This window comes from Pseudomonas sp. WOUb67, from assembly GCF_050058005.1.
In the GTDB taxonomy this organism is placed as follows: domain Bacteria; phylum Pseudomonadota; class Gammaproteobacteria; order Pseudomonadales; family Pseudomonadaceae; genus Aquipseudomonas; species Aquipseudomonas putida_R.
Window position 1 is genome coordinate 2,834,072 of sequence record NZ_CP170112.1, and the last position, 24,121, is coordinate 2,858,192.

The 24,121-nt window shown below is 63.7% G+C and carries 17 protein-coding genes and 1 pseudogene; 6 read left to right on the plus strand and 12 right to left on the minus strand.

The window, feature by feature from the left end; translation table 11 throughout:
• Nucleotides 1-9: 9 nt before the first annotated feature.
• From ABOC32_RS12710 to ABOC32_RS12720, 3 genes and pseudogenes are all read right to left on the minus strand, one after another.
• Nucleotides 10-404 (minus strand): annotated as a pseudogene (locus ABOC32_RS12710) (transposase); the annotation flags it as partial.
• Nucleotides 398-913 carry a DUF4880 domain-containing protein gene (locus tag ABOC32_RS12715; protein ID WP_426811260.1) on the minus strand — a complete coding sequence of 172 codons (516 nt, stop codon included), beginning with the start codon at nucleotides 911-913 and terminating at the stop codon, nucleotides 398-400. The gene ABOC32_RS12715 and the pseudogene ABOC32_RS12710, both read right to left, overlap by 7 nt.
• Nucleotides 914-1,347: 434 nt before the next feature.
• On the minus strand, nucleotides 1,348-1,659 hold the full coding sequence (locus tag ABOC32_RS12720) for a DUF6124 family protein (RefSeq protein WP_426811261.1): 312 nt from the start codon (nucleotides 1,657-1,659) through the stop codon (nucleotides 1,348-1,350).
• Between the two features lie 130 nt (nucleotides 1,660-1,789).
• Here ABOC32_RS12720 and ABOC32_RS12725 point away from each other — a divergent pair, with 130 nt between their 5' ends.
• Together ABOC32_RS12725 and ABOC32_RS12730 are read left to right on the plus strand one after the other, a co-directional pair.
• Nucleotides 1,790-2,443: a LexA family protein gene (locus ABOC32_RS12725; protein ID WP_086978383.1), complete on the plus strand. Its 654-nt coding sequence runs from the start codon at nucleotides 1,790-1,792 to the stop codon at nucleotides 2,441-2,443.
• Nucleotides 2,444-2,532: 89 nt separating this feature from the next.
• Nucleotides 2,533-3,180 carry a S24 family peptidase gene (locus ABOC32_RS12730; RefSeq protein WP_426811262.1) on the plus strand — a complete coding sequence of 216 codons (648 nt, stop codon included), beginning with the start codon at nucleotides 2,533-2,535 and terminating at the stop codon, nucleotides 3,178-3,180.
• A gap of 182 nt (nucleotides 3,181-3,362) precedes the next feature.
• Here ABOC32_RS12730 and ABOC32_RS12735 read toward each other — a convergent pair whose 3' ends face one another.
• Genes ABOC32_RS12735 through ABOC32_RS12750 form a run of 4 tightly spaced genes read right to left on the minus strand, consistent with a single transcriptional unit; the run spans nucleotide 3,363 to nucleotide 8,921 of the window.
• Nucleotides 3,363-5,315 carry an acetyl/propionyl/methylcrotonyl-CoA carboxylase subunit alpha gene (locus tag ABOC32_RS12735; RefSeq protein WP_426811263.1) on the minus strand — a complete coding sequence of 651 codons (1,953 nt, stop codon included), beginning with the start codon at nucleotides 5,313-5,315 and terminating at the stop codon, nucleotides 3,363-3,365.
• Nucleotides 5,312-6,127 (minus strand): gamma-carboxygeranoyl-CoA hydratase, encoded by an 816-nt coding sequence (locus ABOC32_RS12740; RefSeq protein ID WP_426811264.1) that lies wholly within the window; start codon nucleotides 6,125-6,127, stop codon nucleotides 5,312-5,314. Before ABOC32_RS12740 ends, ABOC32_RS12735 begins: the two co-directional genes overlap by 4 nt.
• 3 nt (nucleotides 6,128-6,130) lie before the next feature.
• Nucleotides 6,131-7,738 carry a carboxyl transferase domain-containing protein gene (locus ABOC32_RS12745; protein ID WP_012273265.1) on the minus strand — a complete coding sequence of 536 codons (1,608 nt, stop codon included), beginning with the start codon at nucleotides 7,736-7,738 and terminating at the stop codon, nucleotides 6,131-6,133.
• 19 nt (nucleotides 7,739-7,757) lie between these two features.
• Nucleotides 7,758-8,921, minus strand: a complete 1,164-nt coding sequence (locus tag ABOC32_RS12750) for an isovaleryl-CoA dehydrogenase (protein WP_426811265.1) — start codon at nucleotides 8,919-8,921, stop codon at nucleotides 7,758-7,760.
• Between the two features lie 321 nt (nucleotides 8,922-9,242).
• Here ABOC32_RS12750 and ABOC32_RS12755 point away from each other — a divergent pair, with 321 nt between their 5' ends.
• Nucleotides 9,243-10,925 carry an AMP-binding protein gene (locus ABOC32_RS12755; protein WP_426811266.1) on the plus strand — a complete coding sequence of 561 codons (1,683 nt, stop codon included), beginning with the start codon at nucleotides 9,243-9,245 and terminating at the stop codon, nucleotides 10,923-10,925.
• 140 nt (nucleotides 10,926-11,065) lie between these two features.
• Here ABOC32_RS12755 and ABOC32_RS12760 read toward each other — a convergent pair whose 3' ends face one another.
• The gene (locus ABOC32_RS12760; protein ID WP_426811267.1) at nucleotides 11,066-11,227 is read right to left on the minus strand and encodes a hypothetical protein; all 162 of its coding nucleotides are present in this window, start codon (nucleotides 11,225-11,227) and stop codon (nucleotides 11,066-11,068) included.
• Between the two features lie 139 nt (nucleotides 11,228-11,366).
• Here ABOC32_RS12760 and ABOC32_RS12765 point away from each other — a divergent pair, with 139 nt between their 5' ends.
• From ABOC32_RS12765 to glgB, 3 genes are all read left to right on the plus strand, one after another.
• Complete coding sequence (locus tag ABOC32_RS12765; protein ID WP_426811268.1) at nucleotides 11,367-13,385, plus strand: alpha-1,4-glucan--maltose-1-phosphate maltosyltransferase; 2,019 nt, start codon at nucleotides 11,367-11,369, stop codon at nucleotides 13,383-13,385.
• Nucleotides 13,386-13,530: 145 nt separating this feature from the next.
• Nucleotides 13,531-16,842 (plus strand): maltose alpha-D-glucosyltransferase, encoded by a 3,312-nt coding sequence (gene treS / locus ABOC32_RS12770; RefSeq protein WP_426811269.1) that lies wholly within the window; start codon nucleotides 13,531-13,533, stop codon nucleotides 16,840-16,842.
• On the plus strand, nucleotides 16,843-19,053 hold the full coding sequence (glgB, locus tag ABOC32_RS12775; RefSeq protein ID WP_426811270.1) for a 1,4-alpha-glucan branching protein GlgB: 2,211 nt from the start codon (nucleotides 16,843-16,845) through the stop codon (nucleotides 19,051-19,053). It begins immediately after the preceding gene.
• A 123-nt stretch (nucleotides 19,054-19,176) separates the two neighbouring features.
• Here the strand turns inward: glgB and ABOC32_RS12780 are convergent, their stop codons facing one another.
• The 4 genes from ABOC32_RS12780 to ABOC32_RS12795 all read right to left on the minus strand — a co-directional run bounded on the left by ABOC32_RS12780 (nucleotide 19,177) and on the right by ABOC32_RS12795 (nucleotide 24,112).
• The gene (locus ABOC32_RS12780) at nucleotides 19,177-20,253 is read right to left on the minus strand and encodes an autotransporter domain-containing protein (RefSeq protein WP_426811271.1); all 1,077 of its coding nucleotides are present in this window, start codon (nucleotides 20,251-20,253) and stop codon (nucleotides 19,177-19,179) included.
• 319 nt (nucleotides 20,254-20,572) lie between these two features.
• Nucleotides 20,573-21,367 carry an endonuclease/exonuclease/phosphatase family protein gene (locus ABOC32_RS12785; RefSeq protein ID WP_426811272.1) on the minus strand — a complete coding sequence of 265 codons (795 nt, stop codon included), beginning with the start codon at nucleotides 21,365-21,367 and terminating at the stop codon, nucleotides 20,573-20,575.
• Nucleotides 21,368-21,520: 153 nt separating this feature from the next.
• The gene (gene glgX / locus ABOC32_RS12790) at nucleotides 21,521-23,674 is read right to left on the minus strand and encodes a glycogen debranching protein GlgX (RefSeq protein ID WP_426811273.1); all 2,154 of its coding nucleotides are present in this window, start codon (nucleotides 23,672-23,674) and stop codon (nucleotides 21,521-21,523) included.
• Between the two features lie 153 nt (nucleotides 23,675-23,827).
• Nucleotides 23,828-24,112: a DUF2934 domain-containing protein gene (locus ABOC32_RS12795; protein WP_426811274.1), complete on the minus strand. Its 285-nt coding sequence runs from the start codon at nucleotides 24,110-24,112 to the stop codon at nucleotides 23,828-23,830.
• Between the last annotated feature and the right edge of the window lie 9 nt (nucleotides 24,113-24,121).

The window sequence follows — 24,121 nt, forward strand, 5'->3', positions numbered from 1 at the left end:
GCAAGCGAGTTAAACCATGGCGGCATAACTTTTCGCGAGCTTGTCGAAGTGTGTCACGATCCGGCGGTTCTCTTTCAGCCAGCCAAACATGTGTTCGATGATGTTGCGCTGCCGCTATTTGGGCCGGTCAAACAGTCTGGGTAAGCCAGGCTTGGGCTTGCGCTTTATTGAGCGCAGCGGGATGGCGGGTTGCATTCGATAGTGGTCGCAGTTGCGTCGTAGCCCTTGTCGGCAAGCAGCCATTAACAGCGCTTGCGCGGGCGGCCACGTTGGCTCGATGGAATGCTTACCTCGTCCAACAGTGGTTGTGCGCAGCTGATGTCGCTGGCTTGACCGCCAGAGAGGAGGAAGCGCAACGGTGTTCCGTTGGCGTCGCAGAGCATGTGGATTTTGGTAATCAGGCCCAAAACCCAAACAGCACCAGTGCCGCCACACCCAGCCCGACCGCAACCGAACAACCGCCCAGCGACAACGCCGCCCGGCCTTGCCGGTACCATCCGTCATGGCCCAGTTGCCGAGCCGGCGCCAGTAAGCTGCGCCAGCGCAATTCCGTCTCGTGAAACGCCTGCAGGTTCGCCGTATCCGCATCCAGCCAGCGCCGAAAGTCGATCCGTTCGCAAGCAGTCACCTGTGGGCTTTGCAAGCGCACATACCATTGCCCGGCAATACTCGCCAGTACATCCCGGCGCGATCGACCAGCTTGCAGCGCCTGCTCCATGTTCCGCTCGATGCTCGCCAGGGGCAGGTCGAGGCGGGCGGCGATGCCGGCGAAGTCCAGCTGGTCGAGGCGGTTGAGCAGGAATACTTGCTGCACACGGCGGGGCAGCCGCTTCAGGGCATGCAGCAGGGCGTGGTCGGCATCGGGTTCGGCAACAGGTGTCGGGTGTTCAAGGGGCAGTAGCAGACGGGTCATGGACAGCTCCTTGCTTTATAGAGGGGGAGGTGGGGGCATCTTCCTTGATGCGAGATCAGCGTAGGCGAAACGAGATTGATTCTCAAGTGCTGATTCCGCAAAGTTTTGTAATGAGCGTTCACGCCCTGAAACACCTTTGCTATCATGCGCGCCATCACGATCTTCATTAGCCTGAAGAGCAAAAAAAAAGACCCGGCAAAAAGCCGGGTCAAAAACCGTGATTAGCCTGATGAGGAGATAATCTGAGAGCGACCTAAGCTCCAGGTTATCCAGCAGATCTCGCGATCAGCTGAGTGCAATAATAATCGTTATCATTTGCCAGTCAAATGAATTTTCGCTAATTCGGTAAAAAAGTTTTACCGATGCGCTTCCTTGTCCCGGCAATCGGGGCCTCTGCCGTTCGCGGCCATCACGTTCTCTCCCTCCTTTTTTAATCAGAAATCCGGATCCACGGCGCGTTGGTGCTCCAACAGGGCGCGGGCCATGTCCACCATGTGCATCAACGCATAGGTCAGCTCGCGCTGGCTGCCGTGCTGGTGGCTGGCGGTTTCCTGCGCTGTGGCGGCGGCGCAGCGCAGAAGCGCGATGGCGTGCTCCCGGGCCTGGTCTCTGGTGACACTCTCGTGCAGCGTCCAGATCTTGTTGTCGAGGGTCGGGCGCTGCGGCTTGGGGTTGAGGTAATAGTCGAGGGCGCGGCGGGCGGCTTCGCTGTCGAGATCTGTTTCGTCGTTTTTCGGTGGTTTCATCGCGATACCTTGTGATTTCCCTTCAAACACACTGAAATCAGAGGATAGGTCAATCTGTACTGACTATGCTCGAATAAATAATTCAGATTGTGTATTGCTGCGAGTAATACAGTCCGTATTGTTGCCGCTCATGGAAAACTGGAACGCGTTTCTCAAGCGCTACAAGCGCGAACACAACCTCAGCCAGCTGAAGCTGGCCGAACGTCTGGGCATGACTCAGGGTGGCGTGGGTCACTGGCTGCGTGGCACGCGTCGGCCGACGTTGGAAACCATCAACGAAAAGCTCGAAAAACTCGGCCTGGTGTTTCTGGAAGCGCAGGTCATGGTGGTAGAACGTGACATCGTGCGTGAAGCCCCTGCGCGCTATGCGGTCGAGCAGCCGGTGTCGGCCGAAGCGCTGCTTTATGCGAGCTTCCGCTTCCCGGTTCTGACTTGGGCTGACTTGCAGGGGCCTTCGCCTGAAGCAGGTAAACCCCACGAACAGACGGATTACATGCCCGCAGGCAATGCGTTCTGGCTGGTGGTGGAAAACGACTCGATGAATGCAGCCAGTGGCAAGAGTGTGCCTGAGGGCATGCGCGTGCTGGTGGATACCGGCCTGCAGGCAGAGCCAGGCAGGTTGGTGATTGCCCGGCAGCCGGGGCGGCCTGCGGTGTTGCGGCAGTTGGTCGAGGAGGGTGGGGACAAGATGCTTAAGCCGCTGAATACGCGTTATCCAACAATCCTGTGTGAGGAAGGCTGCGAGTTCCTGGGGGTAGTCGTGCGGGTGCACGGGACCTTCTAGAGTGCCGGGGCTGCTGCGCAGCCCATCGCGACGCAAGGCCGCTCCTACAGGGATCAGTGCAGGGTTCGATAGGGAGTATCGTGCCAACCATGGACATGGATAGATGGATTGCGCTTGTCCGCAATCGGATGGGCGAGCTAGGGCTCACCCAAGAACAGCTTGCCGAGCGCGTTGGTGTGTCTCAAGGCAGTGTTGGGCACTGGGTCAACAAGCGGCGCCAGCCAAGAATTGAATCGATGAACCGCACGTTTGTCGAGCTTGGCATGCCTCATTACAACGTCAGGCTTGAGTTGCGCATTTATGGTCAGGCTGGCGAGGCTTGCCAAGTGGATGACAACCTGGACCTCATGCAATACATCGTATGCTTCCGCTACCCGGTGTTGGGCTGGGATGAGTTAGGTGCTACCGAGAGTGCTGAACCTGGAGTGTTCGAGCAGACGGACTATCTGGCCCAGGGCAAGGCGTTCTGGTTGACGGTTGAAAATGACGCGATGAGCGCCGTCAGTGGTCGCAGTGTGCCGCAGGGCATGAGGATGCTGGTCGACCCGGGCGTGGAGGCTGAGGCCGGGCGCTTGGTTATCGCGCGTCAGCCGGGCAAACCGGCGATTTTCCGCGAATTGGCCGAGGAAGGCGGGCAGCGTTACCTGAAAGCACTGAACAGTAACTACCCGGCGCTGTTGTGCGAAGAGGGCTGCGAGTTTTTAGGGGTAGTCGTGCGGGTGCACGGGGCCTTCTAGATAGCCGGGGCTGCTGCGCAGCCCATCGCCGGCAAGCCGGGCTCCCACAGGTCAAGCGTTCGGTGCAGAAGTGCGCTATCTCTGTGGGAGCGGGCATGCCCGCGAACACCGGCAAAGCCGGTGCCATGCACTGCGTCGCCTTCTTCGCGGGCATGCCCGCTCCCACAGGGTTAATGTTCACTTTACTCAGCCAGTTCGACCAGCACCGTCCCTTCGCTGACCATATCCCCTTCCTGGCAGAACAACGCCTTCACCGTCCCGCCATGCGGCGCACGAATGCTGTGTTCCATCTTCATGGCCTCCAGCACCACCAGCGCCGTACCCGCTTCAACCACCTGCCCCGGCTCGACCAGTACCCGCACGATGCTGCCGTTCATGGGCGCACCCAGGCCGCCTTGATGGCCATGGCTGGCCTCGGCTTCGGCAATCGGGTCGAAGGCCTGAATGGCGTGCATCTCGCCCTCCCAGTGCAGGTACAGCGTGCCCCCGCGGCGGATCGCCAAATGCTGGCGGCGCACACCTGCCTGGTCGTGCACCAGTTGCTCACCCGCTAGCTGCCAGGTTGACGCAGCGCTGCGCTCCAGGGCTATCGCCTGATCCTGCCCGCCGCTCACCAGATGCAGGCTGCTGCGTGCCGGCAGGCCCAAACGCAGTCCGTTGCGCTCACCCCACGGCGAACGGTGGTCGTCGTCGCGCTGGTGCCCGGCCTGGCCCTGCAGCCAGGCTTCGGCTGCCGCTTCCCAGAAGCCCGCCGGCAGCGCATGGGGCGCCGGCAACAACACGTCCTGGTGGCGCGGAATGAAGCCGGTGTCCAGCTCTGCCGCCGCAAACGCCGGGTGGGCGAGAATGCGGCGCAGGAAAGCGATGTTGGTCTTCAGCCCGCCAATGGCGAACTCGTCGAGCATGGCCAGCAAGCGCAGGCGCGCCTGTTCGCGGTTTTCACCCCAGGCAATCAGCTTGCCCAGCATCGGGTCGTAGAAGGGCGACACCACGTCGCCTTCGCTGACACCGCTGTCTACCCGCCGGCCTTCGCCGGGCGCCGACTCTCGGTACAGCGCCAGCTTGCCGGTGGCGGGCAAAAACTCGTTGGCCGGGTCTTCGGCATACAGCCGCACTTCGATGGCATGGCCGATCAGCGGCACCTGTTCCTGGGTGATCGGCAGGGCCTCGCCGCAGGCCACGCGAATCTGCCAGGCGACCAGGTCCAGGCCGGTGATGGCCTCGGTGACCGGGTGTTCCACCTGCAGGCGGGTGTTCATCTCCATGAAGAAGAACTCGCCACGGGCATCGAGCAGGAATTCCACGGTGCCGGCACCCACATAGCCGATAGCCTGGGCCGCACGCACCGCCGCTTCGCCCATGGCCCGGCGCAGTTCAGGCGACAGGCCGGGGGCAGGTGCCTCTTCGATCACTTTCTGATGGCGGCGCTGGATGGAGCAGTCGCGTTCGTTGAGGTACAGGCAGTTGCCGTGCTGGTCGGCAAACACCTGGATTTCGACGTGACGCGGCTTGAGCACGTACTTTTCCACCAGCATGCGCGCATCGCCGAACGACGACTGCGCCTCACGCTGGGCCGAGGCCAGGGCGTCGGCCAGCTGGCTTTCTTCCTCGACCACTTTCATGCCCTTGCCACCGCCGCCGGCGCTGGCCTTGAGCAGTACCGGGTAGCCGATGCGTTCGGCGGCGGCGCGGAAGGTGTCCAGGTCCTGGGCTTCGCCGTGGTAGCCCGGCACCAGCGGCACGCCAGCGGCTTCCATCAGCGCCTTGGCCGCCGACTTGCTGCCCATGGCGTCGATGGCGCTGGCCGGTGGACCAAGGAAGATCAGCCCGGCCTGTTCGATGGCGCGGGCGAAGCCTGCGTTTTCGGACAGAAAGCCATAGCCCGGGTGAATGGCCTGGGCACCACTGGCCTTGGCAGCGGCCAGCAGCTTGTCGACCAGCAGGTAGCTTTCGGCGGCCTTGGTGCCGCCCAGGTCGACGCGGATATCCGCTTCGCGGCTGTGCCGGGCGTCACGGTCGGTGGCGCTGTGCACGGCGACAGTGGTCAGGCCCATGGCCTTGGCGGTGCGCATTATCCGGCAGGCGATTTCGCCACGGTTGGCGACCAGCAGGGTGGTCAAAGCGGGGCGGCTCATGGGCGCGGTTCCTTCTTGTCATCGGTTTGCCAGGCGGGGCGGCGTTTTTCCAGGAAAGCGCGCAGGCCCTCCTGGCCTTCGGCGCTGACGCGGATGCGGGCGATGGTGTTCTCGCAGTAGCGGCGCAGCGCCGGGCTGAGTTCGCCGTCGTCCACTTCGCGCAGCAAGTCCTTGGTGGCGCGCAACGCTTGCGGGCTGTTCTGCAGCAGGTTGTTCACCCACGCTTCCACCTGGGCGTCCAGCTCACTGGTCGGGTACACCTCGGCCAGCAGGCCCAGTTCGCGGGCCCGTGCGCCGCTGAAACGCTCGGCAGTGAGGGCATAGCGGCTCGCGGCGCGTTCACCAATCGCCTTGACCACGAACGGGCTGATGACCGCCGGGGCCAGGCCAATGCGGACTTCCGACAGGCACAACTGGGCGTCTTCGGCGCCGATCGCCATGTCGCAGCAGCTGATCAGGCCCAGCGCGCCGCCAAAGGCGGCACCTTGCACCACAGCCAGGGTTGGCGTCTTGAGGCGGTGCAGGGCGTACATCAGCTCGCCCAGTTCGTGGGCATCATCCAGGTTGGTGTTGAAGTCCAGCTGCGCGGACTGTTGCATCCAGGCCAGGTCGGCGCCGGCGCTGAAGTGCCGGCCACGGCCGCGCAGCAGCACAAAGCGTAGGCTGGCGTCTTCGGCCAGCCGGTCGATGGCCACGATCAGCTCGCGGATCATCTGTGCGTTGAAGGCGTTGTTCTTGTCCTCGCGGCTCAGCCACAGGGTGGCGAAGCCGCGTGGGTCACGGATCACTTCAAGGGTGCTGAAATCGCTCATGGGTCACATCCGGAAAATGCCGAAGCGGCTCTGTTCGATCGGTGCGTTCAGCGCGGCAGACAAGGCCAGGCCAAGCACATCGCGGGTTTGTGCCGGGTCGATGACGCCGTCGTCCCACAGGCGGGCGCTGGAATAGTAGGGGTGGCCCTGGTGCTCGTACTGGTCGAGGATCGGTTGCTTGAGCCTGGCCTCGTCCTCGGCACTGAAGGGCTGGCCGCTGCGCTCGCTTTGCTCGCGCTTGACCTGGGCCAGCACGCCAGCGGCCTGTTCGGCGCCCATCACGCCAATGCGCGCGTTGGGCCACATCCACAGGAAGCGGGGGTCGTAGGCGCGGCCGCACATGCCGTAGTTGCCGGCGCCAAAGCTGCCGCCAATGATCACCGTGAACTTCGGCACCTGGGCGCAGGCCACGGCGGTGACCAGCTTGGCGCCGTGCTTGGCGATGCCGCCTTCTTCGTACTTCTTGCCCACCATGAAGCCGGTGATGTTCTGCAGGAACAGCAGCGGGATGCCACGCTGGCAGGCCAGCTCGATGAAGTGCGCGCCTTTTTGCGCGGCTTCGGCGAACAGGATGCCGTTGTTGGCCAAAATCGCTACCGGGTAGCCATGCAGGTGAGCGAAGCCGCACACCAGGGTGGTGCCGAACAGGGCCTTGAACTCATCGAACACCGAGCCATCGACCAGCCGCGCGATCACTTCACGCACGTCGAACGGTTGCTTGGCATCGGCTGGCACCACGCCATACAGCTCGTCGGCGGCATACAGTGGCGCCACCGGTGCCAGGCGTTGCAGCTTGCCCAGCTTGTGCCAGTTGAGGTTGGCCACGCTACGCCGGGCAATGGCCAGGGCGTGCTCGTCGTTGTCGGCATAGTGGTCGGCCACGCCACTGGTGCGGCAATGCACATCGGCGCCACCCAGGTCTTCGGCGCTGACCACTTCACCTGTGGCGGCTTTTACCAGCGGCGGGCCGGCGAGGAAGATGGTCGCCTGCTGGCGCACCATGATCGCTTCGTCGGCCATGGCTGGTACGTAGGCGCCACCAGCAGTGCACGACCCCATCACCACGGCAATCTGCGGGATGCCCTGGGCGCTCATGTTGGCCTGGTTGAAGAAGATCCGCCCGAAATGCTCGCGGTCGGGGAACACTTCGTCCTGGCGCGGCAGGTTGGCGCCGCCCGAATCCACCAGGTAGATGCACGGCAGGCGGTTCTGCAAGGCGATGGTTTGCGCACGCAGGTGCTTTTTCACCGTCAGCGGGTAGTACGAACCGCCTTTGACCGTGGCGTCGTTGGCCACGATCATGCATTCCACGCCTTCGACGCGGCCGATGCCGGCGATCACGCCAGCAGCAGGCACGTCTTCGCCGTATACCTCATGGGCAGCCAGCTGGCCGATTTCGAGGAATGGCGAGCCTGGGTCCAGCAGGCGGTCGATGCGTTCGCGCGGCAGCAGCTTGCCACGCGACGTGTGCCGCTCCTGGGCCTTGGGCCCGCCGCCCTGGGCCACCTGGGCGAGCAGGCCCCGCAGGGCCTGGACCTGTTCGAGCATGGCCGCGCTGTTGCCGGCGAACTCCGCCGAACGCGGGTTGATCTGGGTGTGCAAGGTAGCCATGTGCGCCCGTCCTTTATGTTCAGCGGGTTTCGTTGAACAGTTCGCGGCCAATCAGCATCCGGCGGATTTCGCTGGTGCCGGCACCGATTTCGTACAGCTTGGCGTCGCGCAGCAGGCGGCCCGCCGGGAATTCGTTGATGTAGCCGTTGCCACCGAGAATCTGGATTGCCTCCAGGGCCATTTGCGTGGCGCGTTCGGCGGTGTACAGGATCACCCCGGCAGCGTCCTTGCGGGTGGTCTCGCCACGGTCGCAAGCCTGGGCCACGGCATACAGGTAGGCGCGGCTGGCGTTGAGCTGGGTGTACATATCGGCAATCTTGCCCTGGATCAGCTGGAACTCGCCGATGCTTTGGCCGAACTGCTTGCGGTCATGAATGTAGGGCACCACCAGGTCCATGCAGCTTTGCATGATGCCGGTCGGGCCACCGGACAGCACCACGCGCTCGTAGTCCAGCCCGCTCATCAGCACGCGCACGCCGCCGTTGAGCTGGCCGAGGATGTTTTCTGCCGGCACTTCCACGTCATCGAAGAACAGCTCGCAGGTGTTGGACCCGCGCATGCCCAGCTTGTCGAACTTGTTGCTGCGGCTGAAGCCTTTCCACTCACGCTCGACGATGAACGCGGTAATGCCGTGCGCGCCCTTGTCCAGGTCGGTCTTGGCGTAGATCACGTAGGTGTTGGCGTCGGGGCCGTTGGTGATCCAGGTCTTGTTGCCGTTGAGCACGTAGTGGTCGCCGCGCTTTTCGGCGCGCAGTTTCATCGACACCACGTCGGAGCCGGCATTGGGCTCGCTCATGGCCAGCGCGCCGATGTGTTCGCCGCTGATCAGCTTGGGCAGGTACTTGAGCTTCTGCTCATGGGTGCCGTTGCGGTTGATCTGGTTTACGCAGAGGTTGGAGTGGGCGCCATAGGACAGTGCCACCGAGGCCGAGGCACGGCTGATTTCTTCCATCGACACCACGTGGGCCAGGTAGCCCAGGCCGGCGCCACCGTACTCTTCCGACACCGTGATCCCCAGCAGGCCCATGTCGCCGAACTTGCGCCACATGTCGGCGGGGAACAGGTTGTCGTGGTCGATCTGCGCGGCGCGCGGCGCCAGTTCGGCGGCAACGAAGGTGCGCACCTGGTCGCGGAGCATGTCGATGGTTTCGCCCAGGGCGAAGTTGAGGGAGGGGTAATGCATGCTGGGGCACCTTCTTGTTCTTGAAATTGGGTTACACCGTAGCTCAAGGGCTATTCGCCGACCCTGTGGGAGCGGGTTCACCCGCGAATGCGTCAGCAGGGTCACCGTCATTGCCTGACTGATCGCATTCGCGGGTAAACCCGCTCCCACAGGGTCGGTGTTTTGCCAGTAAACCGGTGTCGTTCATCACCTTTACGTTAACGTAAACCTGCATTGGGTTACTGTCAATCCACTCATCACCTTTACGTAAACGTAAATCTGCGCCAGAGTATTCCCCGCTTGCTTCAGTCGTGCCCAGAACAACCACAAGAAGGGACACCCATGAGTCAACCGAGCTATACCCGCGGTCGCCAGGACCAAGCCTTGCTGACCCAGACCATCGGCCAGGCCTTCGATGCTACCGTGGCCCGCTGTGCTGACGGCGAGGCGTTGGTGTCGCGTCATCAAGGCCTGCGTTACAGCTGGCGCCAGCTGGCCGAACAGGTCGAAGTGCATGCCCGCGCGCTGATGGCCCTGGGCGTGAACACCGGCGAGCGTGTCGGCATCTGGTCGCCCAACTGCGCCCAGTGGTGCATCCTGCAACTGGCCAGCGCCAAGGTCGGCGCGATTCTGGTCAACATCAACCCGGCCTATCGCGTGGGTGAGCTGGGATACGTGCTGCGTCAGTCCGGCTGCCGCTGGCTGGTGTGTGCCGATGCCTTCAAGACCTCTGATTACCACGCCATGGTCCAGGAACTGGTGCCTGAACTGGCCAGCGCCGCACCCGGTGAACTGGCCAGTGAACGCCTGCCCGAGTTGCGTGGCGTGATCAGCCTGGCCGCCAACCCGCCTGCCGGCTTCCTGCCCTGGCGCGCATTGGCCGAGCGGGCAGGGCAAGCTTCGGCAGAGGCTTTCACCGCCCGCCAGCTAAGCCTGCAATTCGACCAGCCGGTAAACATCCAGTACACCTCCGGCACCACCGGCGCGCCCAAGGGTGCCACGCTCAGCCACTACAACATCCTCAACAACGGCTTCATGGTCGGCGAAAGCCTGGGCCTGACGGCAAACGACCGCATGGTGATCCCGGTGCCGCTGTACCACTGCTTCGGCATGGTCATGGCCAACCTCGGCTGCATCACCCACGGCAGCACCATGATCTACCCCAACGACGCTTTCGACGCCGAACTCACCCTGCGCGCTGTCGCCGAGGAGCGCGCCAGCATCCTGTACGGCGTGCCGACCATGTTCATTGCCATGCTCGACCACCCGGCCCGGCAGGGCATGGCCCTGTCGACCCTGCGCAGCGGCATCATGGCCGGTGCCACCTGCCCGATCGAGGTGATGCGCCGGGTCATCGACCAGATGCACATGGCCGAAGTGCAGATCGCCTATGGCATGACCGAAACCAGCCCGGTGTCGCTGCAAACCGGCCCGGACGACGAGCTGGAATTGCGCGTGACCACCGTCGGCCGCACCCAGCCGCAGCTGGAAAACAAATTGGTGGACGCCGACGGCTGTATCGTCCCGCGCGGCGAGATTGGCGAGCTGTGCACCCGCGGCTACAGCGTGATGCTCGGCTACTGGGACAACCCCCAGGCCACGGCAGATGCCATCGACCCGGCTGGCTGGATGCATTCGGGTGATCTGGCGGTGATGGATGAACATGGTCACGTGCGCATCGTCGGGCGCAACAAGGACATGATCATTCGCGGCGGCGAGAACATTTACCCGCGTGAGCTGGAGGAGTTCTTCTACACCCACCCGGCCGTGGCCGATGCGCAGGTGATCGGCATTCCGTGCAGTCGCTACGGCGAAGAGATTGTGGCCTGGATCAAGCTGCACCCCGGGCACCGCGCCACGGTGGAAGAGCTGCAGGGCTGGTGCAAGGCACGCATCGCACACTTCAAGGTGCCGCGGCATATCCGCTTCGTTGACGAATACCCGATGACGGTGACGGGCAAGGTGCAGAAGTTCAGGATGCGGGAGATCAGTGTGGCGGAGATCTCGGCGGTATCTGCGGGTTGATGGGTTGGCTCAGCCGGCCCTTTCGCGGGTAAACCCGCTCCCACAGGTATGGCGCCACTTGCAAGGTTGGCGTAATCCCTGTGGGAGCGGGTTTACCCGTGAAGAGGCCGGTCCTGCCAGCACACAATCCTGGTCTACCCTTAAACCTTCACCGGTGGCTCCTGGCTCGGCGGGTCGCCCACCGTCGGTGGCATGGTCGGCTTGATCGGCAGTTCGTCCGGTTCTTGTTCCGGCACGGGCGGCGGCAAGCTGGGGTCGTCGATGTTCGGATCGGGGGTTTCCGGTGGAATGGGAATGTTCATGGCCTGACCTCGCGTGGGTGAATGAAGAGGTGCTGCAGGCTCTGACCGCTGGCAGTTGCCGTTCGCTCAATTTTTTTGAACCCCACGCCTGTGCCCGGCTCTGAACCCTTACTGCCACCAGCCTGAGGGAGCAAGGTCGATGTCACGTAACGAGCCCTTTGAAAGCGTGCCCACGGCGAGTGATCACCCGGACCAGGCCATCAGCCTGTCCCAGGCGCTGCTCGCGCCGCGCATCGTGATCGAAGACACCCAACCCGTGCTCGAAGCCGGCACCTTCGCGGCCAAGGCCATCAGTGGCCAGCCGGTGGCTGTCAGCAGCAAGGTCTATTGCGATGGGCACGACCGCCTGGCGGTGATGCTCAACTGGCGCCAGGCCAACAGCCGCCGCTGGCATTGCGTACCCATGCACTCGCCGGGCAACGACCTGTGGCTGGCCGAGTTCACCCCCACCGAGCTGGGCCCGCACCTGTTCAGTATCGAGGCCTGGATCGACCCGTTCGCCACCTACTGCCACGACTTGGAAAAAAAGTACCACGCCGGTGTCGAGGTCAAGCTGGAGCTGGAAGAAGGCCGGCTGATGCTGGGCAAGGGCATCGAGCTGTGCAGCGGCGCCCTGCGCGAGGAGCTTGAGGCCACGCAGCAACGCCTGGCCACCCTGAACAGCGACGACCAAGTGGCACTGTTCCTTAACCCGGCTACCGCGCGACTGATGGGTGAAGCGGGGCACCGCAGCTACCTGGCCCGCAGTGGCGAGTTCCCCGTCGATGTCGACCGCCCGGCCGCGCAGTTCGCCAGTTGGTACGAGTTGTTCCCGCGCTCGATCACCGACAGCCCCGAGCGCCATGGCACCTTCAACGATGTGCATGAACGGCTGCCGATGATCCGCGACATGGGTTTCGACGTGCTGTACTTCCCGCCCATCCACCCCATTGGCATGCAGCACCGCAAGGGCCGCAACAATGCCCTGCAGGCCGAACCTGGCGACCCCGGCAGCCCTTACGCCATCGGCAGCGCCGAGGGCGGCCACGAGGCGATTCACCCGCAACTGGGCAGCCGCGAAGATTTCCGCCGGCTGGTCGCCGCCGCTGCCGAGCACGGCCTGGAAATCGCCCTCGACTTCGCCATTCAGTGTTCCCAGGACCACCCTTGGCTCAAGGAGCATCCGGGCTGGTTCAGCTGGCGCCCGGACGGCACCATCCGCTATGCCGAGAACCCGCCGAAGAAGTACCAGGACATCGTCAACGTCGACTTCTATGCCCCCGACTCAGTGCCGAGCCTGTGGCTGGCGCTGCGTGATGTGATCATCGGCTGGGTGCAGGAGGGCGTAAAAACCTTCCGGGTCGACAACCCGCACACCAAGCCACTGCCGTTCTGGCAATGGATGATTGCCGATGTGCGCGCCCGCTACCCGGATGTGATCTTCCTCGCCGAAGCATTCACCAAGCCCGCGATGATGGCGCGCCTGGGCAAGGTCGGTTACGCGCAAAGCTATACCTACTTCACCTGGCGTAACACCAAACAGGAGCTGCGCGAATTCTACGAGCAGCTCAACCAGCCGCCGTGGAGCCAGTGCTACCGCCCCAACTTCTTCGTCAACACGCCGGACATCAACCCGTTTTTCCTGCACACCTCTGGCCGCGCCGGCTTCCTCATCCGCGCCGCGCTGGCGACCATGGGCTCGGGCCTGTGGGGCATGTATTCGGGCTTCGAGCTGTGCGAGGGCACGCCGCTGCCGGGCAAGGAGGAGTATATGGATTCGGAGAAGTACGAAATCCGCCCGCGCGACTTCACCCAGCCCGGCAACATCATTGCCGAGATCGCCCAGCTCAACCGCATCCGCCGGCAGAACCGCGCGTTGCAAACCCACCTGGGCGTGGCGTTTTTCAACTGCTGGAACGACAACATCCTGTACTTCGCCAAACGCACGCCCGAGCGCGACAACTACGTCCTGGTGGCGATCAGCCTCGACCCGCACAACGCCCAGGAGGCGCATTTCGAGCTGCCGCTTTGGGAGCTGGGGCTGGGTGACGACGCAGAAACCCATGGCGAAGACCTGATGAACGGCCATCGCTGGTCCTGGTACGGCAAGACCCAGTTCATGCGCCTCGAACCCTGGCACCAGCCCTTCGGTATCTGGCGTATCGAAAAGGCTAAGTGAAACCTGTGGGAGCGGGCGCGCCCGCGAACACCGGCGGCGCCGGTGCCAAACACCGCGGTGCCTGATTCGCGGGCATGCCCGCTCCCACAGGGATGGGTCAAGTCAGTTGCTTGCAGAGCAACCTGGAAAATGAAAGGAGTCACCCATGGCCAAGCGTTCCCGCCCGGCAGCCTTCATCGACGACCCGCTTTGGTACAAGGACGCCGTCATCTACCAGTTGCACATCAAGTCGTTCTTCGATGCGAACAACGACGGCATCGGTGATTTTGCCGGCCTGATCAGCAAACTCGACTACATCGCCGAGCTGGGCGTCAACACCCTCTGGCTGCTGCCGTTCTACCCCTCGCCACGGCGCGACGACGGCTACGACATTGCCGAGTACAAGGCCGTGCACCCCGACTACGGCACCCTGGCCGACGCCCGCCGCTTCATCGCCGAGGCACACAAGCGCGGCCTGAGGGTAATCACCGAGCTGGTCATCAACCACACCAGCGACCAGCACCCGTGGTTCCAGCGCGCCCGCCATGCCAAGCGCGGCAGCAAGGCGCGGGACTTTTACGTGTGGTCGGATGACGAACAGAAGTACGACGGCACGCGCATCATCTTCCTCGACACCGAAAAGTCCAACTGGACCTGGGACCCGGTCGCCGGCCAGTACTTCTGGCACCGCTTCTACTCGCACCAGCCAGACCTGAACTTCGACAACCCGCAGGTGCTCGATGCGGTGATCAAGGTGATGCGCTTCTGGCTTGACCTGGGCGTCGACGGGCTGCGCCTGGACGCCATTCCTTACCTGATCGAGCGCGACGGCACCAACAACGAAAACCTGCCCGAGACCCACACGGTGCTCAAGGCCATTCGCGCGGAAATCGACGCCAACTACCCCGACCGTATGCTGCTGGCCGAGGCCAACCAGTGGCCCGAAGACACCCGCCCGTATTTCGGCGAAGGCGAGGGCGACGAATGCCACATGGCCTTCCACTTCCCGCTGATGCCGCGCATGTACATGGCCCTGGCCATGGAGGACCGCTTCCCGATCACCGACATCCTGCGCCAGACCCCGGAAATTCCGGCCAACTGCCAATGGGCGATCTTCTTGCGCAACCACGATGAGCTGACCCTTGAAATGGTCACCGACCGCGAGCGCGACTACCTGTGGAACTATTACGCCGAAGACCGCCGCGCCCGCATCAACCTGGGTATCCGCCGGCGCCTGGCGCCGCTGTTGCAGCGTGACCGGCGGCGCATCGAGCTGCTCACCAGCCTGCTGCTGTCGATGCCCGGCACGCCCACCCTGTACTACGGTGATGAACTGGGCATGGGCGACAACATCTACCTGGGTGACCGAGACGGCGTGCGCACCCCCATGCAGTGGTCGCCCGACCGCAACGGCGGCTTTTCCCGCGCCGACCCGCAGCGCCTGGTGCTGCCGCCGATCATGGACCCGCTGTACGGTTACCAGACAGTCAACGTCGAGGCCCAGAGCCACGACCCGCACTCGCTGCTGAACTGGACCCGGCGCATGCTGGCCGTGCGTAAGCAGCAAAAGGCGTTTGGCCGCGGCAGCCTGCGCACCCTCACGCCCAGCAATCGGCGCATCCTCGCGTATATCCGCGAGTACACCGATGCCGATGGCCACACCGAGGTGATCCTGTGCGTGGCCAACGTTTCCCGCGCGGCCCAGGCGGCGGAACTTGAACTGTCACAATACGTCGACAAAGTACCGGTAGAGATGCTCGGCGGCAGCGCCTTCCCGCCTATCGGGCAACTGCCGTTCCTGTTGACCCTGCCACCCTATGCCTTCTACTGGTTCCTGCTGGCCGCCCACGACCGCATGCCCAGCTGGCACATCCAGGCCACCGAGGGGTTACCCGAATTGACCACGCTCGTTTTGCGCAAGCGCATGGAAGAACTGCTGGAAGCACCCGCCCGCGACACCCTGCAAACCACTATCCTGCCGCAATACCTGCCCAAGCGGCGCTGGTTCGCCGGCAAGGAAGGGCCCATCGACGAAGTGCGCCTGTGCTACGGGGTGCGTTTCGCTACTGCCACCACACCAGTGCTGCTCAGCGAAATTGAAGTGCTCAGCGACGGTGTGGCCAACCGCTACCAGCTGCCGTTTGGCCTGCTACCCGAGGACCAGATCAACACCGCACTGCCGCAGCAGCTGGCCTTGTCGCGGGTGCGCCGTGCCCATCAGGTTGGCCTGATTACCGATGCCTTCGTGCTCGAACCGTTCATCCGCGCGGTACTGCGCGCCTGCCAGGATGGCCTGCGCCTGCCGTGTGGCAGCGGCGCGGGCGAGCTGCGTTTCCAATGCACCGACCTGCTGCCAGGCCTGGCGCTGAACGATGAAAGTGAAGTGCGTTACCTCAGTGCCGAGCAGTCCAACAGCTCGGTGGTGATCGGCGACCGCGTGGTGCTCAAGCTGATCCGCCGGGTCAACCCGGGCATTCACCCGGAACTGGAAATGAGCGCCTACCTGACCGCTGCCGGCTTTGCCAATATCTCGCCATTGCTGGCCTGGGTCAGCCGGGTGGATGAGCAAAACGCCCCTCACCTGCTGATGATCGCCCAAGGCTACCTGAGCAACCAGGGCGACGCCTGGGGCTGGACCCAGAACACCTTGGAGCGTGCCATCCGCGACCAGATGGCCCCACCCAGCCGCGATGCCGAGGCACACACCGATGCCTTGCTGGAACTCACAGGCTTTGCCGCCTTGCTCGGCCAACGCCTGGGCGAGATGCACCTGCTGCTGGCCGCGCCCACCGACGATGAGGCCTTCCGCCCACGCCCCAGCGATGCTGACGACAGCCAGCGCTGGGGTGCGCAGATCAGCGCCGAACTGATCCACGCCCTCGACCTGCTGGCCCAGCACCGTGACAGCCTCGACCGCGACAGCCAGGCCCTGATCGACGACCTGCAGCAACAGCGCGATGGCCTGGCCCAGCACGTCGCCAACCTGGCGGGCCAGGCCGAGGGTGGCCTGCTGATGCGGGTGCACGGCGACCTGCATCTGGGCCAGGTGCTGGTGGTGCAGGGCGATGCCTACCTGATCGATTTCGAGGGCGAACCGTCGCGCCCACTGCAAGAGCGCCGGGCAAAACACAGCCCGTACAAGGATGTCAGCGGCGTGTTGCGATCCTTCGACTATGCTGCTGCGATGATCCTGCGCAGCGCGTCTGCGGTCGACCTTTCCGGCCCGGCGCAGCAGGCTCGTCAGCGGGTTGCCCGGCAGTACCTGCATCAGTCGCGCCACGCCTTCGTCGAAGCCTATGGCCTGGCCACCGCCGCCATGCCCCATGCCTGGCAACAGGCCGAGCGCGCCGCACTGGAACTGTTCTGCCTCGAAAAAGCCGCCTACGAGATCACATATGAAGCCGAAAACCGTCCGAGCTGGCTGGCCGTGCCTTTGCATGGCCTGCATGGACTGATCAGTACCTGGGGAGAGTCATAGATGAATGCAACCACGCGTGAAAACGGCGGCCTTCGGCAACGGGACCTGGATGCCCTGGCCCGCGCCGAGCACGCCGATCCCTTCGCAGTGCTAGGCCCCCACGGCGATGGCAAAAGCGGGGTGTTTATCCGCGCCTTCCTGCCCACTGCGCTGAGTGCGCGGGTGTTGGCGCGCCATGATGGGCGCGTCCTGGCCGAAATGGTGCAAGGCGCAGTGCCGGGCTTGTTCACCGCGCACCTCGATGATGCACAAGCCTATCTGTTGCACATCGGCTGGGCCGGTGGCGAGCAAGTCACCGAAGACCCCTACAGCTTTGGCCCGCAATTGGGCGACATGGACTTGCACCTGTTCGCCGAAGGCAACCACCGCGACTTGTCCGGGCGCTTTGGCGCCCAACCGATCCAGGTCGAGGGCGTCGACGGTGTGTGTTTCTCGGTGTGGGCGCCGAATGCCCGGCGGGTGTCGGTGGTGGGTGACTTCAACAACTGGGACGGCCGCCGCCACCCCATGCGCCTGCGCCACAGCGCCGGGGTGTGGGAGCTGTTCGTGCCGCGCCTGGGCGTGGGCGAAACCTACAAGTTCGAGGTGCTGGGCAAGGACGGGATACTGCCACTGAAAGCAGACCCGCTGGCCCGCGCGACCGAATTGCCGCCGAGCACCGCGTCCAAGGTGGCCGGTGAACTCAGCCACGCGTGGCAAGACCACGACTGGATGGCACAACGCGCCCAGCGCCATGCCTACAACGCACCCCTGTCGATCTACGAACTGCACCCAGGGTCCTGGCGCTGCGAGCTGGACGAGGCGGGCGAAGTCGGGCCTTACTACAACTGGCGCGAACTGGCCGAGCGGCTGGTGCCCTATGTGCAGGAACTGGGCTTTACCCATATCGAATTGCTGCCGATCATGGAGCACCCGTTCGGCGGCTCCTGGGGCTATCAGCCACTGTCGATGTTTGCGCCCACCTCGCGCTACGGCAGTGCCGAAGACTTTGCCGCGTTCATCGATGCCTGCCACCAAGGCGGCATTGGCGTGCTGCTGGACTGGGTGCCGGCGCATTTCCCTACCGATGAACACGGCCTGGCGCGTTTCGACGGCACCGCCCTGTACGAATACGACAACCCCCTGGAAGGCTACCACCAGGACTGGAACACGCTGATCTACAACCTCGGCCGCAACGAAGTGCGCGGCTTCATGATGGCCTCGGCGCTGCACTGGCTGAAGCACTTCCACATCGACGGCCTGCGGGTCGATGCGGTGGCCTCGATGCTGTACCGCGATTATTCGCGCAAGGCCGGCGAATGGGTGCCCAACCGCCACGGCGGGCGCGAGAACCTGGAGGCCATCGACTTCATCCGCCACCTCAACGGCGTGGCTGCCCACGAGGCCCCCGGTGCATTGATCATCGCCGAGGAGTCCACCGCCTGGCCCGGCGTCAGCCAGCCGACCCAGCAGGGTGGCCTGGGCTTTGCCTACAAGTGGAACATGGGCTGGATGCACGACACCCTGCATTACATCCAGAACGACCCGGTGCACCGCAACCACCACCACAACGAGATGAGTTTCGGGCTGATCTACGCCTATTCCGAGCACTTCATCCTGCCCATCTCCCACGACGAAGTGGTACATGGCAAGCACTCGCTGATCGACAAGATGCCCGGCGACCGCTGGCAGAAGTTCGCCAACCTGCGCGCCTACCTCACCTTCATGTGGGCGCACCCGGGCAAGAAGTTGCTGTTCATGGGCTGCGAGTTCGGCCAGTGGCGTGAGTGGGACCACGACAGCGAACTGGACTGGTACCTGTTGCAATACCCCGAGCACCAAGGCGTGCAGCGGCTGGTCAGCGACCTGAACCGGCTGTACCGCGACATACCGGCACTGCACGAGCAGGACTGCCAGCCGCAGGGCTTCCAGTGGCTGATCGGTGACGACGCGCAAAACAGCGTGTACGCCTGGCTGCGCTGGAGCAGCAGCGGCGAGCCGGTGCTGGTGGTGGCCAACTTCACCCCGGTGCCACGCGAGGGCTACCGCATTGGCGTGCCGTTTGGCGAGCGCTGGCAGGAGCTGCTGAACAGCGATGCCGGGCTGTATGCCGGGTCCAACGTTGGCAACCTGGGGGCAGTGGCCAGTGAGGCAGTTGCCAGCCATGGGCAGCCATTGTCGCTGGCGCTGAACCTGCCGCCGCTTGGGGTTCTGATACTGAAACCGGCTTGATTCGCTGCCTGTACCGGCCTCTTCGCAGCACAAGGCTGCTCCTACACAGGTACGGCGCCGTTCTGGATATCGGCGCTGTAACTGTGTAGGAGCAGCCTTGTGCTGCGAAAGGGCCGGGCCTGCCTACCACCGCATCCGCACCCCAAGGCTGCCAATCAGCCCATTGAGGTCATTGTCATCCACATCGCTGCTGTAATCAGCACTCACAAACAACGCCACCGAAGGCGTCACCCGCGCCACCAGCCCCAGGCCCAGTTCCACCGTGGTCGAATAGCGCGAGCTGGATATCTTGTCGACCTGGTCCAGCTTCACCTCGTCGGGATTGCTGAAGTCGTACCACACGTTGGTCCGCACATAGGGTTCGATGGGCATGCCGCGCACTTCGTAGCGCCCGGACAATTTCGCACCGACCCGGCCGCTCCAGCTCGGCTGGCTGTCGAAGGCCTGCAAGGTTTCTTCCTGCACCTGGTTGCCGGGGAAGAACTGCTGGTTGATCAACTGTGCCTGGGGTTCGATCACCCAGTTGCCGCCCAGGCGGATCGGGTAGCCGCCTTCCACCGAAAAGGTCATTGCATGGCCGCTTTCGTCAAGGCGCTGGCCGTTTTCGCCCCGGCCCAGCACATCGATGCGTGAGCCCATGGCCACGGCATCCAGGTGCCAACCCTGTTCATGGGTCATGCTCCAGTACACGCCCAGGCTTTCCCCGCTCAGGTTCACCGCGTTGCGCTGCTTGTCGCCCAGCAGCGGGCGCATGCCGTTGAAGCTGCTCTGCAGGTTGTTGTGCCCCACGAAAATCCCTGCGCGGTGCACATTGCCCGCTGCAGTTTCACGCACGAACAGGTCCGGGCCGATGGTCAGTTGCTGGCTGGGGGCCTCCAGTTGGTCTGGGGGTTGCGAGCCGCTGCGCGAGGTGGTTGGGAAAAACTGCGCCCACTGGCTGGCGATCAGGTCCGGCGCCGCCTGCCCGTGGCGCGCGCTCATGGTTTGCGAAAACGCATTCAGGGTGCCCATGCTCAAGCCACTGGCGCTGACCGGGTCGAGCGACATCTGCGGCATTGCAGGCTGTTGTAAAAAACCGGGCGAGGTGGGGTCACCCTGCAGTTCGTACGCGAAAGTTTCCACCGGGGTTGCCAGAAGCAGCGACGTGGAAACCGCGTAGAAAATGCTGTCGAAGCGCAAGGGGTTCGAGGTGCTTTTCATGGCGGATCTCCTATTGTTTTTGTGAGGTACAGCCCGAGGACCTGGCCTGTTGTCACGAGCTGTACGGCAAAAACAGGGGGCGACCCAAACCAGCACGCCAGCCTTTGCAAGCGCGCACGAAGGCGCGAGCTAGAGGCCCGGCGCGAGATCTTTACTGCATGGTAATGTTCAGCTAAGGAGAGGACGCCGCTTGCGTCAAGAAAGCGTGAAAGGACTGTTCAGGTTATGTAGGTTCCCTCAAGCACTTGATTTCACGAGTGAATCAGTAGGGTATAGCGGGGTTCGCTATTTCCCGCTTCGTGGCTATGAAGAATGATTGCTAGAGCCTGACCTCCACCGCCAACGGCAAGTGATCTGACAGGTGCGACCAAGGTTTGTGCCCCAGAATCCGTGGCCCATGGCTTTCAGCGTTGCGCAGGTAGATGCGGTCCAGGGGCAACAGTGGCAGGCGGGCAGGGTAGGTGCGGGCAAGATGGCCGTGGTGGCGCTCGAACGCTTCGTGCAGGTCCGGCTGCAGGCCGAGGGTGCGGTTGCCGCGGCTTTTCCAGTCGTTGAAGTCGCCGGCAATGATCACCGGGGCCTCGGCCGGCAACGACTCGAGCAGTTTGCGCAGCAGTTGCAGTTGCTTCTGCCGGTGGCTTTCGAGCAATGACAGGTGCACACAAATGGCATGCACCTGGTGCTGGCCGGGTACGTCGAGGATGCAGTGCAACAGGCCGCGGCGTTCGGGCCCGGTGATCGACACGTCGAGGTTGCGGTGTTCGATGATCGGGTACTTGGACAGCAGCGCATTGCCGTGGTGGCCATCGGGGTAGACCGCGTTGCGGCCATAGGCAAAGTCGCTCCACATGCTGTCGGCGAGGAATTCGTACTGCGAGGTCTGTGGCCAGCCGGGGTAGCGTGCGGCGTGGCGGTCGTGGCTGCCGAGTACCTCCTGGAGGAAGACGATGTCGGCCTGGGTGCTGCGCACCGCCTCGCGCAGTTCCGGCAGGATGAAGCGCCGGTTGAAGGCGGTGAAGCCCTTGTGGGTGTTCACCGTCAGTACCCGCAGCCGCTTCACGGCCTGGGCCTGGTTGACGCTGGCGAAACCTTTACTGCCGGCTTCGGGGTTCACAATTCCTCCTCATTCAACCGAGTTGCGCGGATCCCTGTAGGAGCAGCCTTGTGCTGCGAAAGGGCCTGACAGGCAGACCATTTTTTGTGCCTGTAAAGGCCTCTTCGCAGCACAAGGCTGCTCCTACAGGGGACACGCACCAGCCATTCGGGTTCACTCCTCGTCGCGCTGCAACACCATCAGCAGCATCGACCGTCCCTTGACCTCGAACGTGCTGTCGAACTGCAGGTGCTGCCCCTTGCGCAACTCCGGCCGGTCGGTGTCGACCAGGCAGCTCCAGTAATCGCCGTCGGGCACCGTCGGCAACTTGAAGGGCACCACGTCATGGTGAGCATTGACGATCAGCAGCACCGTGGCCTCGGACCCTGGCCGGGCAATGCCGCTGACCTGCGCGCGGCCATCGATCAGCATGCCCAGGCAGCGCCCGTGCGGGTCTTCCCACTGTTCCACGCTCATCTCGCTGCCATCCGGCGCCAGCCAGGTCACGTCCTTGACTCCGATAGCCTCATTGTAGTCACCCACCAAAAAGCGTGAGCGGCGCAGCACCGGGTAGGCCAGGCGCAGGCGGGTCAGGCGTTTGACGAAGGCCAGCAGCTCTTTGCCGTCCTGGTCCAGGTCCCAGTTCACCCAGCCGATTTCGCTGTCCTGGCAGTAGGCGTTGTTGTTGCCGTGCTGGGTGCGGCTGAACTCGTCGCCGGCGACGATCATCGGCGTGCCCTGGGCCAGCAGCAGGGTGGCGAAGTAGTTGCGCATCTGGCGCATGCGCAGTGCGTTGATGTCCGGGTCGTCGGTCGGCCCCTCGGCACCGCAGTTCCACGACAGGTTGTTGTCGGTGCCGTCCTGGTTGTTCTCGTCGTTGTCTTCGTTGTGCTTGTGGTTGTACGACACCAGGTCGCGCAGGGTGAAGCCATCGTGGGCGGTGATGAAGTTGACCGAGGAATACGGCCGGCGACCGCGGTTGTTGAACATGTCGCCCGATGCGGTCAGGCGTGCGGCAAAGTCGGCCAGCTGGCCTTCGTCGCCCTTCCAGAAGGCACGTGCGGTGTCGCGGAAGCGGTCGTTCCACTCGGCCCAGCCCGGGGCGAAGTTGCCCACCTGATAGCCACCGGGGCCGCAGTCCCACGGCTCGGCAATCAGCTTCACCTGGCTCAGCATCGGGTCCTGGCGGCAAGCGACGAGGAAGCCGTGGCGCTCGCTGTAGCCGTCGTGGTAACGGCCCAGGATGGTCGCCAGGTCGAAGCGAAAGCCATCCACGTGCATTTCACCGGCCCAGTAGCGCAGCGAGTCGGTGACCAGCTGCAACACGCAGGGGTGGCTCAGGTCCAGCGTGTTGCCGGTGCCGGAGTCGTTGATGTAGTAGCGTTTGTCGTCCGGCATCAGCCGGTAGTACGAGGCGTTGTCGATGCCGCGCATCGACAGGGTCGGGCCACGTTCGTTGCCTTCGGCGGTGTGGTTGTAGACCACGTCGAGGATCACCTCCAGCCCGGCGTCATGCAGGTGCGCAACCATCTCCTTGAACTCGGCGATCTTGCCGCTGGCCAGGTAGCGAGGGTGGGGGGCGAAGAAGGCGATGCTGTTGTAGCCCCAGTAGTTGTTCAGGCCCTTGTCCAGCAGGTGCTGGTCGTTGACGAAGGCGTGGATGGGCAGCAGTTCGATGCTGGAAACACCCAGGTCCTTGATGTGCTTGAGCAGCTCGTCATTGGCAAGGCCGGCAAAGGTGCCGCGCAGCTCTTCCGGTACTGCAGGGTGGCGCATGCTGATGCCGCGGGTGTGCGCTTCGTAGATGATCGTGCGCTCCCAGGGGATCAGCACACGCTGGTCGCGGCCCCAGGTGAAGGCCGGGTCGATCACCTTGCATTTGGGCACGAAGGGCGCGCTGTCGCGTTCGTCGAACGACAGGTCGCCGTCGGGGTGGCCGATGGTGTAGCCGAACAGGGCCTCGGACCATTTCAGGCTGCCGACCAGTTGCTTGGCGTAGGGGTCGATCAGCAGCTTGTTGGGGTTGAAACGGTGGCCGTTTTCCGGCTCGTAGGGGCCGTACACCCGGTAGCCATAGACCAGGCCGGGGTGCGCGTCGGGCAGGTAGCCGTGGTAGATCTCGTCGGTGTATTCGGGCAGCTCGATCCGCTCGATTTCCTGCTCGCCGGTGGAGTCGAACAGGCACAGCTCGACCTTGGTGGCGTTGGCCGAGAACAGGGCGAAGTTGACCCCAAGGCCATCCCAGGTGGCGCCGAGGGGGAAGGGCATGCCTTCACGGATGCGCGATGGGGCGACCGAGCGGGTTTTCTTAGGGGTGCGGGGGCTCATGGCGATCCTCGTAGGGCCTTGGTGGAAAGGGAATTGTGATGGCCTGCACCGGCCTCTTCGCGGGCTTGCCCGCTCCCACAGAATCTCCGCAGGGCTGGAGGTTGGTGGTGTACCTGTGGGAGCGGGCAAGCCCGCGAAGAGGCCGGTGCAGGCTTAACCAGCAGAGGGCTTTTTCACCGCACGGGGCTTTTTCGCTGCGGTGGGTTTAACCCCGGGCAGGGCAGCTACTTTGGGCTCGGCAGGTGCCTTGGACTCAGCGGCGGCCTTGGGCTTGGCTGCGGCTTTCTTGCGGGGTGCCGCCTTGGGTGCCAGGGCCTCAGCCTCGGCCAGTTTGCGGGCCATCTCCCAGTGGCGCTCTTCCTCGCCAGCGGGTTTACCTTCCGACTCCCAGATCTGATAGGCAAATTCGCGAATACGCTTTTCATCGACACTCATCATGACGCTCCT

Excerpts from the sequence above, each read along its gene's own strand:
- ABOC32_RS12715 (WP_426811260.1), bottom strand. The coding sequence starts at position 913 with ATGACCCGTCTGCTACTGCCCCTTGAACACCCGACACCTGTTGCCGAA.
- ABOC32_RS12720 (WP_426811261.1), bottom strand. The coding sequence starts at position 1,659 with ATGAAACCACCGAAAAACGACGAAACAGATCTCGACAGCGAAGCCGCC.
- ABOC32_RS12725 (WP_086978383.1), top strand. The coding sequence starts at position 1,790 with ATGGAAAACTGGAACGCGTTTCTCAAGCGCTACAAGCGCGAACACAAC.
- ABOC32_RS12730 (WP_426811262.1), top strand. The coding sequence starts at position 2,533 with ATGGACATGGATAGATGGATTGCGCTTGTCCGCAATCGGATGGGCGAG.
- ABOC32_RS12735 (WP_426811263.1), bottom strand. The coding sequence starts at position 5,315 with ATGAGCCGCCCCGCTTTGACCACCCTGCTGGTCGCCAACCGTGGCGAA.
- ABOC32_RS12740 (WP_426811264.1), bottom strand. The coding sequence starts at position 6,127 with ATGAGCGATTTCAGCACCCTTGAAGTGATCCGTGACCCACGCGGCTTC.
- ABOC32_RS12745 (WP_012273265.1), bottom strand. The coding sequence starts at position 7,738 with ATGGCTACCTTGCACACCCAGATCAACCCGCGTTCGGCGGAGTTCGCC.
- ABOC32_RS12750 (WP_426811265.1), bottom strand. The coding sequence starts at position 8,921 with ATGCATTACCCCTCCCTCAACTTCGCCCTGGGCGAAACCATCGACATG.
- ABOC32_RS12755 (WP_426811266.1), top strand. The coding sequence starts at position 9,243 with ATGAGTCAACCGAGCTATACCCGCGGTCGCCAGGACCAAGCCTTGCTG.
- ABOC32_RS12760 (WP_426811267.1), bottom strand. The coding sequence starts at position 11,227 with ATGAACATTCCCATTCCACCGGAAACCCCCGATCCGAACATCGACGAC.
- ABOC32_RS12765 (WP_426811268.1), top strand. The coding sequence starts at position 11,367 with ATGTCACGTAACGAGCCCTTTGAAAGCGTGCCCACGGCGAGTGATCAC.
- treS (WP_426811269.1), top strand. The coding sequence starts at position 13,531 with ATGGCCAAGCGTTCCCGCCCGGCAGCCTTCATCGACGACCCGCTTTGG.
- glgB (WP_426811270.1), top strand. The coding sequence starts at position 16,843 with ATGAATGCAACCACGCGTGAAAACGGCGGCCTTCGGCAACGGGACCTG.
- ABOC32_RS12780 (WP_426811271.1), bottom strand. The coding sequence starts at position 20,253 with ATGAAAAGCACCTCGAACCCCTTGCGCTTCGACAGCATTTTCTACGCG.
- glgX (WP_426811273.1), bottom strand. The coding sequence starts at position 23,674 with ATGAGCCCCCGCACCCCTAAGAAAACCCGCTCGGTCGCCCCATCGCGC.
- ABOC32_RS12795 (WP_426811274.1), bottom strand. The coding sequence starts at position 24,112 with ATGATGAGTGTCGATGAAAAGCGTATTCGCGAATTTGCCTATCAGATC.